Annotated in this window: 6 protein-coding genes; 1 reads left to right on the top strand and 5 read right to left on the bottom strand. The window is 61.0% G+C overall.

What is annotated here, in order from left to right:
- Positions 1-33: 33 nt before the first annotated feature.
- Positions 34-2,277, bottom strand: a complete 2,244-nt coding sequence (locus HU806_RS15105; protein ID WP_238350187.1) for an alpha-xenorhabdolysin family binary toxin subunit A — start codon at positions 2,275-2,277, stop codon at positions 34-36.
- A gap of 594 nt (positions 2,278-2,871) precedes the next feature.
- On the opposite strand from HU806_RS15105, the gene HU806_RS15110 reads away from it, so the two are divergent.
- Complete coding sequence (locus HU806_RS15110) at positions 2,872-5,397, top strand: PepSY domain-containing protein (RefSeq protein WP_186612223.1); 2,526 nt, start codon at positions 2,872-2,874, stop codon at positions 5,395-5,397.
- A 55-nt stretch (positions 5,398-5,452) separates the two neighbouring features.
- Here the strand turns inward: HU806_RS15110 and HU806_RS15115 are convergent, their stop codons facing one another.
- The 4 genes from HU806_RS15115 to ptsP form a co-directional block, all read right to left on the bottom strand.
- Positions 5,453-6,994 (bottom strand): alkaline phosphatase D family protein, encoded by a 1,542-nt coding sequence (locus tag HU806_RS15115; RefSeq protein ID WP_186612152.1) that lies wholly within the window; start codon positions 6,992-6,994, stop codon positions 5,453-5,455.
- A gap of 107 nt (positions 6,995-7,101) precedes the next feature.
- Entirely contained in the window at positions 7,102-8,847 is a 1,746-nt protein-coding gene (locus HU806_RS15120; protein ID WP_186612153.1) for a PTS fructose-like transporter subunit IIB, read from the bottom strand.
- 13 nt (positions 8,848-8,860) lie between these two features.
- Positions 8,861-9,802: a 1-phosphofructokinase gene (pfkB, locus tag HU806_RS15125; protein WP_186612154.1), complete on the bottom strand. Its 942-nt coding sequence runs from the start codon at positions 9,800-9,802 to the stop codon at positions 8,861-8,863.
- Positions 9,802-12,666, bottom strand: a complete 2,865-nt coding sequence (ptsP, locus tag HU806_RS15130) for a phosphoenolpyruvate--protein phosphotransferase (protein WP_186612155.1) — start codon at positions 12,664-12,666, stop codon at positions 9,802-9,804. Before ptsP ends, pfkB begins: the two co-directional genes overlap by 1 nt.
- Between the last annotated feature and the right edge of the window lie 115 nt (positions 12,667-12,781).

Below are 12,781 nucleotides of genomic sequence, written 5' to 3' on the forward strand. Positions count from 1 at the left end.
TAACATTCGTAGTCGGCTCACGCCGAATCTATCTTAAATCGCCCATTGGTTGGAAAGGGGGCGCAAATATTGAATAAAGCCGGGAACAGCGGAGAGAACGTTCTGGGTATGCTCTTCAATAGGCAGCGCTTTTTCACGAGCAAAAACCTTGGCGAACCTCTCATACGCGCCAGCGATATTTGCGAACTCCTTGACATAGTCCAAGCGAAAACCATCCAAGCTATCCAGGCTTTTAACCAGCTCCATTTTCCCTTGTATGACGGCGATCTCCTTGTCCTGCACGTCAATGTCGATACCAAGCTGACGGATTCTTTCCTTAAGCGCGTTGTTCCCATCCACCATACTCATATAGGAAATCGTTTCGCCAATACCAGCGACCAGTTTTTTCAGTGTGTCCATCGCCAGCAGTGCGACTTGTACCTGAGGTGGCGCCATCCCCATCGCCGTCAGGCTTTCCACTGTCAGCTGGGCCTCCTTACCAATTTTTTCGATGCCATTTCTCCTGATCGTCTCAATCGCTTCAGAAACTGATTTGGCGTGCTCATCCAGCTCGACACGCTTGGCTTGTGCCCTAGCTTTCTGCTTCTCTGTAAAGGCTAGATCCTGTTCCAGTACAAGCACCCATTCTTTCGATGCCGACCTGTCAAAGTGAGTACTCAGTCTCAGCTGAGTTTCACCCAAGTCCCTGGCCTCTTGACTGATTGAGTTATCAATCTTATTAAGTTCGACTTCAATCTCCGAGCGAAAAGCCTCCTTATCTTCCTCATCATCATATCGGTCGATTTGAGCTTTATACGTTTCAAGATTTTTTGCGGTGCGCTCCAGATTGAAAATTGTCGTCTGTGCGCGTTTGCGAAGTTCTGCCGTCTCGATATTTGCTACGGATGCCAACCCCGTCATTGTTCTTACCACATCGGGCAAATAATCGTGAAACTCTACAAGTAACTGCGCCTGTGTCCTAGACCTCTGCATGCCCTCATTAGAGCCCAACAACGCACTGACATCCGGTTGTGGATAGTACGATTCATTCGATATGGAGTACATTCTCGCCATCCTTGGTTTAATTAAGTTACCCGCTTGATACTCCTTCTCGGCCGCGTCAAAAATCGCCAGCAGCGCATCGGAACGATGTTGAATCTCATCCTCCCAAGGCGAAACCACCAACTCAATCTGGATAATGAACATGCGCAGCCTGATGGCGTTTTCTACTTTTTCAACATGTTCCGAAGACGCCTCGATAAATTTGCTTAGCGAGTTCCACATCAACATGAGGTTCTGCGTCGCCGCCTCCGCCTCAATCGTTACAGCACTTAGATTTTGAAGATCGCCGCGCACACGATTCAACGAAGTTAGCGTCTGACTTTTACTCGCCAGCGTCTGAATATCGTCATCCTGTTCGCCTTTCAATCGATTGCGTTCTTTGCGCAGCTCTTCAGCCTTGACGCCTTGATAGATACCCATAATCAATCCGCCGATATTCATGGTCGCTGCGGCGATAATCGCCTCTTTAACCATCTCGGCATATTGCCGATTGAGATCGTCAATACGAGCGGCACGCTGATCGATTACATCCTGAATGATTTGAATATCCTGCTTATAGGTATTGTCGCTGACCGCTTTTAATCGCAACTTGACCTCCGGCAGCACCTTCTCGCGCATATCGGCACCAAAACTATCAAGCTCGCGCCTCACCTGTTCGGCCTTCACATGATTGCTTCGGACTTCGAACAACATCTCCTTAAGATAATCTTGTATTTCATCGATATCCGCCCTTTCCACCGTCAAGTCCGGAAGATTGGGCAGGGTGCGCATGAGCTCGAAATACGCTTCGACTGTGTTGATTTTATGCTCCGTTAAATACTTCGAAACTTCAAGATACTCATAGACATTAATTATTCCCCTGCCGTATCTGGTGACTTTCCTCGAGAAGCTGCTCAGATGATTTCCCGTCTGCATGATATTCTCACGCAAAGGCGTCCAACGTTTGGCATGATCATACGTGGTGGCGAATGTCTTCTGAAAGTCAACGGCCCTGAGCCCCCGTCCGCCCACGTCACCCGCGCCATAATTCAAGTACACTTCCACATCTTGTATACGAACAGGAAGCGATAAACCCAGCACTTCATATTTCTTCAGGCTGATGATCTGTTCCTTGGTTAGCTGTATCCCCGGTTGCCTGTTATTTTCTTCGCCCTCACCGAGGGACGCTTTTACAAACACCTCAGGCGCCTCCGCGGCCGCCTTGACTATCTTGTCATCCAACTCGACTTCCATCATAGACTTCCTGTCATTAAGTTAATCATTATTTAATACGCCAATTATCAAAGCGCGCAAAAAGACTCTAGGATATTCCTGCGACACGCCACAACTCCTCAAGTATTAACAAACAAAACAGTCAGGCACACCAAGGAGCAAATCATTTGACTCGACCTGTAAAAACTCTGAAATTAGAAATCGATCGCTTTATCGCCACAGAACTTCTCAATGGAAAAAACAGGGTGGCAAGTCGAGTTACAGTAATTGGTGACCGCCGGTGAACTGAGCGAGTCGACGCCGATAGGCACAGGCCATGGTGCGTAGTTCAGCGTGATTTGCGCTGCGCTGTGCTGAGCACCAACTTTCACTTCTAAGCCAGCCCGATCCTGTGGCGAGGGAGCTTGCTCCCGCTGGGCCGCAAAGCGGCCCCCTCCTTGGGTGACGACTGCTGGGCAGCCGAGCGGGAGCAAGCTCCCTTGCCACAGGGAAAGCGGTAGGCAAAAAAACCGCTCACGCAAATGACCGGGACTTTTTGGTGCGTTTATGAATGGTTCTCGATAACACACGGCATAATGCACGCCGTGATGAATGTAACGAATGAACGAGGCGGGCAACGTGTTGAAGAAATCCCTGTTCCAGTTGCACTGGTTCTTCGGCATCAGTGCCGGGCTAGTCCTGGCGTTGATGGGCGTTACCGGTGCGGTGGTGTCGTTCCAGGACGAGATCCTGCGGGCGCTGAACCCTCAGGTTTTGACGGTTGAGAAGCAACCGGCTGGCGTGCTGCCGCCCGCCGAACTGGTGGAACAAATTGAAGCCGCGACCGGCAAAACCGTCGCCATGCTCTGGGTCGAGACCGACAGCGGCAACGCCGCGCGGGCGATTTTCACGGCCCCGCCCGGAGAGAAACGCGGACCGATGCGCTACTTCAATCCCTACAACGCGCAGTTCATGGGTGATGTAGTGGGTCAGGATTTCTTCGGCCTGATGCTCAGGCTGCACCGCGTCCTGACTCTGGACGACATCGGCCGGCAGATCACCGGCGCGTGCACGCTGATCCTGGTGTTCTTCTGCCTGTCCGGGCTGTACCTGCGCTGGCCGCGCCAGTGGAAAAACTGGCGCGCCTGGCTGACCCTCGATTGGGCGAAGAAGGGCCGCAGCTTCAACTGGGACCTGCATTCGGTTGCGGGCACCTGGTGCCTGGTCTTTTATCTGTTGGCCGCCCTGACCGGGCTGACTTGGTCTTACGAGTGGTACAGCAACGGCGTGACCCGCCTGCTCTCCGACTCGCCCAACGAAGAGCGCGTGCGTACCCGTGGTCCCGCACCGAGCGGCCCGGCGCCGATCGCCGATTATCGGGCAATGTGGAGCAGCATCTACAGCGCCGCCGGTCCCGGCCTGTCCGCGTATAACGTGCGCATGCCGCCGGTGGCGGGTCAACCGGCGACAGTGTTCTATCTGCTGAAGAACTCGCCCCACGACCGGGCGCTGAACCAGATCATGCTCGACCCGGCCACCGGTGTGATCAGCCGTCACAGCCGCTACAGCGATAAAAGCTTCAAGGCGCAACTGCTGACCAGCATCTATGCGCTGCATGTCGGCAGCTATTTCGGCCTGGTTGGACGGATTCTGGTGACCGTCGCCGCCCTGGCCATGCCGCTGTTTTTCATCACCGGCTGGTTGCTGTACCTGGATCGTCGGCGCAAAAAACGCCAGGTCCGGCAGGCTCGCCAGGCGCTCGCCAGCCCTCCCGGCGATGCCCCGGCGTGGCTGATCGGCTTCGCCAGCCAGAGCGGTTTCGCCGAGCAACTGGCCTGGCAGACTGCCGGCCAACTGCAGGCCGCCGGGTTGCCGGTGAAGGTGCGGCCGCTGGCCGGCGTCAGCGAGCAGGACCTGAGCACTTCCACCCGTGCCTTGTTCGTGGTCAGTACGTTTGGCGACGGCGAGGGCCCCGACAGCGCTCGCGGTTTCGAACGCAAGGTGCTGGGCCGCGCCCTGAGCTTGGAAAGCCTGCGGTACTCGGTGCTGGGCCTGGGCGACCGGCAATATGAAAACTTCTGCGGCTTCGCCCGGCGCCTGCACGCCTGGCTGGCGGAACACGGCGGCAAGACGTTGTTCGCGCCGGTGGAAGTCGACAGTGGCGACCCTTACGCCTTGCGTCATTGGCAACAGCAACTGGCCGAATTGACCGGCCAGGCCCCGGCGAATACCTGGCAGCCACCGAGCTTCGAGAACTGGACGCTGAGCCAACGCACCTTGCTCAATCCCGACAGCAGTGGTTCAGGCGTCTACCTGCTGGGCCTCACCGCCCCCAGCCCGAGCAGTTGGCTGGCCGGTGACCTGGTGGAAGTCCTGCCACGCAACGACCCGTGGGCCATCGAACATTTCCTCGATGGCCTGGGCATCGCCGGGGTCGCTCGGGTACAGGTCGATGGTTTGCAGCAGACGCTCGAACAAGCCCTCGCGACGCGCCAACTGCCGGCAAATCGCACCCATCTGGTGGGCCTGCATGCCCAAGCCCTGGTGGATGCGTTGGCGCCTCTCGGCATGCGCGAATACTCCATCGCATCGATCCCGGCCGACGGTGTCCTGGAGCTGATCGTACGCCAGGAATGTCATGCCGACGGCAGCCTGGGCGTCGGCTCCGGATGGCTCACCGAACACGCACCGTTGGGCAGCGCCATCAGCCTGCGTGTGCGGCGCAACAGCAGCTTCCATTTGCCGCCCCAAGGCGTGCCGATGATTCTGCTGGGCAACGGCACCGGCCTGGCCGGCCTGCGCAGCTTGCTCAAGGCCCGCGTCGCCGAAAACATGCAGCGCAACTGGCTGTTGTTTGGCGAGCGCAACCGCGAGCACGATTTCCACTGCCGCGATGAGCTGCAGGAATGGCTTACCTCCGGCGATCTGGAACGCCTGGACCTGGCGTTCTCACGGGATCAGGAACGGAAAATCTACGTCCAGGACCGCCTGCTGGAATCGGCGGCGTTGCTCAAGCAATGGCTGGCCGACGGCGCGGTGATCTACGTGTGCGGCAGCCTGAAAGGGATGGCCTCGGGGGTGGATCACGTGCTCAACCTGGTGCTGGGGCGCGAGGAAGTGGAACGGCTGATCGAGCAGGGACGTTATCGAAGGGATGTCTACTGACAGTCCACCGCTCTTCTGATCGTTCCCACGTTACGCGCGGGAACGATCAGTGCGCTCAAACCGGCTGCAACTTTTTCTCGAACACCGCCGTCCCTTCCAGATCCCGCAATACCACGCTCATCTCCGCGCTCTGCCCGTCGATGTTCACCTCGCCGAAAAACTGATACCCCGCAAACGGCGAAGTGTTCTGGGCCGGCGGAGCTTTCTGGAAGACCACTTCAGGGCCAAAGGTCTTGTCCAAGGCGTTAGGCCCGAAACTGCCGGCGTTCAACGGCCCCGCGACAAACTCCCAGAACGGTTCGAAATCCTGGAACGCGGCATGTTCGGGATGGTAGTGATGGGCGGCGCAATAATGGACATCGGCCGTGAGCCAGACGTAATTGCGCACCTGATTTTTGCGCAAGTAGCCGAGCAACTCGGCGATTTCCACCTCGCGCCCCTGGGCAACGCCCGGGTCGCCGTTGGCCACCGCTTCCCAGCGCGGCACGCCAGGGCTGACCTCGCCATCCGGCACGCCGAGGCCGATGGGCATGTCGGCGGCGATGACTTTCCACTGCGCCCGGGATTGCTTCAATTCGCGCTTGAGCCAATCCAGTTGCTCACGTCCGAGGAAAGCTTTGGCCGCGCCGAGATTGGCATCATTGGCTTCACGGTAGCTGCGCATGTCCAGTACAAATACATCCAGCATCGGCCCATAACCGAGCTTGCGGTAGATGCGTCCTGCGCCATCGCCTTTTTGCAAGCGCATCGGTGCGTATTCCAGCCACGCCTGCCGTGCACGACCTACCAGGCTGTGGATATCTTTTGTCTGGTAGCGCTCGTCCAGTTGCTTGCCGGGCGACCAGTTATTGACCACCTCGTGATCGTCCCACTGCCAGATCTGCGGCACTTCGGCGTTGAAGCGGCGCACGTTTTCGTCCATCAGGTTGTAGCGGTAGTTGCCGCGATACTCGTCCAGCGTCTCGGCCACCTTGCTCTTGGCCTCGGTGGTGAGGTTGCGCCAGATACGTCCGCCCTCGGTGGTCAGCTGCGCAGGCACCGGGCCGTCGGCATAAATGGTGTCGCCGCTGTGGATAAAGAAATCTGGCAGGCGCAGGCGCATGGCTTCGTAGATGCGCATGCCGCCGATGTCCGGATTGATGCCGAAGCCCTGCCCGACGGTGTCACCGCTCCAGACAAAACGGATGTTGCGCTTGAGTTGCGGCACGCTGCGCAGATGACCGAGCCAGGGCTCGCTGGCTACGCCGCTTTGGGCGTCTTCGAAATGCACGCGATAGAAAATCGCCTGGTCGGGCGGCAGGCCGGTGAGTTCGACCCGAGCGGTGAAATCGCTGCGGCTGTCAGCCACCGGCGAGACAAAGCGTCGAGGATTGGAAAACTGGCTACGGGTGTCCCATTCCACCACCATCCGCGAGGGACGATCGCTGCGACTCCAGATCATCGCCCGGTCGCCCTGCAAATCGCCGGACTGCACGCCGTCGGTGAGTAATGGTCGATCCTTGACCGACGCTATCACCGCTGGCGCCAATCCGGGCAACAATAACCCCGCGCCCACGGCTTGCATCACTCGACGACGGCCCAGGTCGAATTCGCTCATGATGTTTCTCCCAAATGGAAAAAACTTAAGCATGGCTGTGTGAATCGGATGTAACAGAGGTGAGGTGACGCGGGAGCGGCTTGCCCGCCCCCACGAGGATGGTGGGTTCAGGCCTTGGCCGGCTCCATCGCCATTTCCACTACTTCCGGCCGCTTGAGCAGCGCGTACGCCACCGCCGTGACCAGACTGCCCGCGACGATCGCCAGCAAGTACAGCAACGCATGGTTGATGGCGTTGGGGATCAGCATCACGAACAACCCGCCGTGGGGCGCCATGAGCTTGCAGCCGAAATACATCGACAGCGCACCGGTCAACGCGCCACCGGCGATGCTGGCCGGGATCACTCGCAACGGATCCTTGGCGGCGAACGGAATCGCCCCTTCGGAAATGAAGCACAGCCCCAACACCAACGCCGCTTTACCGGCCTCGCGCTCGGTCTTGGCGAACTTGCGGCGGGCGATGAACGTAGCGATGCCCAGTCCAATTGGCGGCACCATGCCGGCGGCCATGGTCGCGGCCATCGGTGCGTAACTTTGCGACGCCAGCAACCCCACCGAAAACGCATAGGCAGCCTTATTGATCGGCCCGCCAAGATCGACGCACATCATCGCCCCCAGCAGCACGCCCAAGAGGATCGCGTTGGTGGTGCCCATGCTGTCGAGGAAGTGGGTCAGGCCTTCAAGCATGCCCGCCACCGGTTTGCCGACGATGTAAATCATCACCAGGCCGGTGAACAGGCTCGCCAGCAACGGAATGATCAGGATCGGCTTGAGCGCTTCCAGGCTCTGGGGCAGGCGCGCGTAGCGGTTGATCGCCTTGGCCGCATAACCAGCCAGGAAACCGGCGATGATCCCGCCAATGAAGCCAGCGCCGAGGGTGCTTGCCAGCATCCCGCCGATCATCCCTGGCGCCAGGCCCGGCCGGTCGGCAATGGAATAGGCAATGTAGCCCGCCAGCAGCGGCACCATCAGTTTGAACGCGGTGTCGCCGCCGATCTGCATCAGCGCCGCCGCGAGGGTGCCTGGTTCCTTGAAGGCCTCGATGCCGAACACGAACGACAAGGCGATCATCAAGCCACCGGCCACCACCATCGGCAGCATGAACGACACGCCGGTTAGCAGATGCTTGTAGACACCGCTTTTTTCCGCCTTCGCCGGCCCCCCGGACGCGCCACTCGCAGCGGTTTCCTGTTGGGCTTCGGCCAAGGCTTTTTGCAACGTGGCTTCGGCCTGCTTCAAGGCGATGCCGGTGCCGCAGCGGTAGATTCTCTTGCCGGCGAAGCGCTCGGTGGCGACTTCGATATCGGTGGCCAGCAGCACCACGTCAGCCTCGGCAATCGCCTGGGAGCTGAGGGGATTGCGCGCACCCACCGAGCCTTGGGTTTCCACTTGCAGGTCGTAGCCCAATCGGGCGGCGGCCTGCTGCAAGGCTTCGGCGGCCATGAAAGTGTGAGCAACGCCGGTCGGGCAAGCGGTGATCGCCACCAGGCGTGGGGCGCGCTCCGTCGACGCCGGCGGTTCCTCGGCGAGCAAGTCGGCTTCGGCCAGCACCCGGGCCTCTTCGGCACCGCGCCGCAGCACCGCATCAACGTCTTGCAAAGCCACGGCCGGGGTGCTGCGGAACACGCGCTTGCCAACGAACCGCGACAAGTCCACCGGGCCGCTGGCGACCAGCAACACCCACTCGGCCGCTTCAAGCGTGGCGGCTGACAATTGACGCTCCGGATGGGCGGCGTCATGGACTTCGACGCTGGTGCTCCAGCCGTGGCGCTGGGCTGCCGCATCCAGCAGGCGGGCGCACAACACACTGGTAACCATGCCGTTCGGGCAGGCCGTCACAATGGCTAATTTCATCTTGCGAACCCTCTTATTGTTCTGTCAGGGGGCGCACGCGCACGCCCTGTTCAAGCGACGCCAGCAACGCGGTGTCGTGGATGCCAAAACCGATCTGGGTGACTGCCATGGCGGCGATGGCCGTGGCAGTGCGCAGGGTCTGCTCCGGAGTGTCGGCGCTGAGCAATCCATGCAGCATTCCGGCGAGCAACGAATCCCCGGCGCCCACGGTGCTGGCGACGCTGACCTTGGGCGGCGAGGCGTGCAGCGCCGCGCCAACACTGAACCAGTTGACCCCGTCAGCGCCGTGGGAAATCACCACGTGCTCGATGCCCTGGGCATGCAGCCGCTCGGCCGCTTGGGCTTGAGCCAACTCCGTGACCACCTCGCAGCCCAGCGCATCGGCCAGTTCCTCGGTGTTCGGCTTGATCAGCCAAGGCCCAGCCGCCAAAGCCACGCGCAAGGCCTCGCCACTGGTGTCGAGGGCCACATTCAGGCCGAGCCGTTTCAAGCGCGTAATCAACGCCTGCAACCATTGCGGACTGACGCCACGGGGCAAGCTGCCCGCCACGACCACCACATCGTGGCCGGGGGCGATTTGCTCCAGTCGCGTCAATAACGCTTGCTGCGCGGCTTCATCGACCACCGGCCCCGGACCGTTGAGATCGGTGATGCGTCCGTCCCGTTCGGCCAGCTTGATGTTGCTGCGGGTTTCGCCGGGGACACGGATAAAGGCATCGACAAAGCCCCGCTGGGCGAACAGCGTCTCGAACACCTGGGCGTTGTCCTGGCCGAGAAAGCCGCTGACCGTCAGGGTGTGGCCGAGATCGGCCAACACCTGGGCCACGTTCACACCCTTGCCGGCGGCGTGGGCGTGCATGGCGTCGCTGCGGTTGACCTGTCCCGGCTCCAGGCGCGCCAATTCCACCGTGAGGTCGAGCGCCGGGTTGAGGGTCAGGGTAAGAATCTTCGCCATTACAGCGCCTCCACTAATGCGCGCACGTCATCGGCGCTGCCCACGGCTAATGCCTCTTGGGCCAGGGTTTGTACTTGCGCCAGGCTCAGCTCGCGAACCCGCGCCTTGACCTCGGCAATGCTGCGGGCCGAAACGCTCAGCTCGTCGACGCCCAGGCCCACCAGCACCGGCACCGCCAGCGGGTCCGCGGCCAGCTCGCCGCATACGCCCACCCATTTGCCGTGGGCATGGGCGGCCCGCACGGTGATGTCGATCAATTGCAGCACCGCCGGATGCAAGCCATCGGCCTGGGCCGACAAGGTCGGGTGACCGCGGTCGATCGCCAGCGTGTACTGGGTCAGGTCGTTGGTGCCGACACTGAAGAAATCGACTTCCTTGGCAAGCACCGGCGCCAGCAGCGCGGCGGACGGCACTTCGATCATGATCCCCAGTTGCAAGTCCGCCACGGGAATTTCCAGGCGCAGGCGCTCAGTCATGTCCCGGGCCTGGCGCCATTCATCGACGCTGCCGACCATGGGGAACATGATCCGCAGCGGACGGTTGTCCGCCGAACGCAGCAACGCGCGCAACTGCGCTTCCATGATGTGCGGGCGCTGCAAGGTCAAGCGAATGCCGCGCACGCCGAGGAAGGGGTTTTCTTCTTTCGCGATGGGCCAGTACGGCAGCGGCTTGTCACCGCCCACGTCGAGGGTACGTACCACCAGCGGCCGACCGGCGAGGCCGTCGAGCACCTTGCGGTATTCGGCTTCCTGGGTCGCTTCGTCCGGGGCCTCGTTGTGGGCCATGAAAATCAGTTCGGTGCGCAACAGGCCAATGCCTTCGGCGCCCTGCTCCACCGCGCTGGTGACGCCGGCGCTTTCGCCGATGTTGGCAAACACCTCCACCGCGTGACCGTCGCGAGTCACCGCCGGCTGATGCCGCTGTTCGGCGGCGACCTTGAGGCGCTGCTCGCGGGTGTCGCGTTCTTCCTTGGCCCGCTGCAACGTGGCGGCATCCGGGTCGACATGCAGGCGACCGCGCTGACCGTCCAGCAGCAAGGAGGTGCCCGGCGCCAGCAGCAACACCGCCGCACCGGCGCCTACCAGCGCCGGAATGCCCAGGGCCCGGGCGACGATGGCGCTGTGGGCGGTGGCGCCGCCACGGGCGGTGAGAATCCCCGCCACCCGCGTCGGGTCCAGGCGGGCCACGTCGGACGGGCCGACTTCGTCCATCACCAGGATATAGGGTTGATCGGGTTCGTTCGGGGTTTCGACGCCACACAGTTGCGCCAGCACCCGACGACCGACGTCGCGCAAATCGGCCGCACGCTCGGCAAGCAACGCGTCCTGCAAGACTTCCTGCTCTTTCGCGGCGGCTTCGATCACGCCCATCCACGCCGCTTGCGCGCTCTCGCCGAGCTTCAAGCGGGTGTCGACTTCGTCGGTCAGTTCCGGGTCGTCGAGCATTTCCTGATGAGTGATGAAGATCTCGCGGATGGCCTTGGCCTTCGCGCGTTCGATCAAACCTTCGATGTCGCGGCGAACCTGGCTCAAGGCTTTTTGCAGCCGTTCGCGCTCGATGGCCGGTGACTCGCCGCGCAGCGGGTAGTCGATATCCTGCAACACTTGAATATGAGCCGGACCGATGGCGATACCCGGTGCGGCGGCGACAGCCTGGATCAGGCTCCCCGGTTCCGGCGCGAGCATCACGCTGGCGATTTCAGCCATGGGCGTCTCTCGCGGCGCGCTCGGTGGCGGCAGCGGTTCGACCTCTTCACCCAGGCCTTCTTCGATGGCGGCCAGCAGCGCTGGCAACGCATCGGCGGCAATGCTCGGCTCGGCGATGAATTCCAGGACCTGGCCGCGACGGGCGCCCAGGCTCAACAATTTGCTCAGGCTCTTGGCCGACACGGCGCTGTCCTGGCCGTCGACGATGCGCACACGGATCTCGCCTTCGAAGCTTTTCGCCAACTGCGCGAGAATTTTCGCCGGGCGCGCGTGCAACCCGTGGGCATTGGCCAGGCCGATACGTGCGCTGGGCCAGTCGGCGGGCAACTCGCCGCCGAGCACTTCCAGGACCTTGCGGCTGCTGGTGGCACGGCCCAGTTCATGGCCACGACCTTCGATCAGCAAAGCGCAGAGTCTTTCCAGCAGAGCTTGGTGAGCCTCGCCGAGGCTGGCCAGGCAGAACAATCCACTCAGGGGCTGGCCGAGGTAGCGGATCGGTTTGTCCGGTGTGACGAAAGCCAGGCCCGGCCGCTTGACGGTCTGTTCGCTGTGCAGCCACCACAAGCCATCACCCAGGGGCAGCGCATCGACTTGCTGCAACACACCGGCAAAACCGTTGCTCACGCAATCGGCCTGGCGCAACAGGCGAGCGCCACGCCACACCAGTTCTTCGAAATCGTCGGCCGACACGCCAAGACCGATCATTTGCGCGTCCAGCGCCAGTTCCTGCGGCGCACCTTGCAAGAGTTTCAACAACGCTTCGGCGGAACCGGCGCGGCGCAAAGCCTGGCCCAGGTCGGTCTCGCCGAGGGCGCGGGTCAACAGTTGCAGCAGGCGCAGGTGTTCATCGGACTTGGCCGCGATGCCAATGGCCAGGTAAACGATCTGACCATCGCCCCAATCCACGCCATCGGGAAACTGCAGCAAGCGCACGCCAGTCGAATACACCAGGTCGCGGGTTTGCGGGGTGCCGTGGGGAATTGCAATACCTTGGCCAAGAAAGGTCGAGCCCTGGGCCTCGCGGGCCTGCAACCCGGCAAGATAGCCCTCGGCTACCAAGCCATCGGCCACTAGTTTGTCAGCGAGCAATTGCAGCGCGGCGTCTTTATCCACAGCCACCTGGGCCATGGATATCTGCTCTAGAGTGAGCTCGAGCATGCTTTCTCCTTTTTGGCGTCCGGTGGGCGCCAGGTATTGTTTTGAATGAATCAGCTTAGCGTTGCAGGACAGCTTTTGGCGGTATCGCGGCAGTGCGGCCAAAAATCCTTAGAGC

Origin of the sequence: Pseudomonas sp. SWRI154 (assembly GCF_014268645.1) — a bacterium.
GTDB lineage: Bacteria > Pseudomonadota > Gammaproteobacteria > Pseudomonadales > Pseudomonadaceae > Aquipseudomonas > Aquipseudomonas marvdashtae.

Coding starts and splice junctions, on each gene's coding strand:
- HU806_RS15105 (WP_238350187.1), bottom strand. CDS start 2,277: ATGATGGAAGTCGAGTTGGATGACAAGATAGTCAAGGCGGCCGCGGAG.
- HU806_RS15115 (WP_186612152.1), bottom strand. CDS start 6,994: ATGAGCGAATTCGACCTGGGCCGTCGTCGAGTGATGCAAGCCGTGGGC.
- HU806_RS15120 (WP_186612153.1), bottom strand. CDS start 8,847: ATGAAATTAGCCATTGTGACGGCCTGCCCGAACGGCATGGTTACCAGT.
- pfkB (WP_186612154.1), bottom strand. CDS start 9,802: ATGGCGAAGATTCTTACCCTGACCCTCAACCCGGCGCTCGACCTCACG.
- ptsP (WP_186612155.1), bottom strand. CDS start 12,666: ATGCTCGAGCTCACTCTAGAGCAGATATCCATGGCCCAGGTGGCTGTG.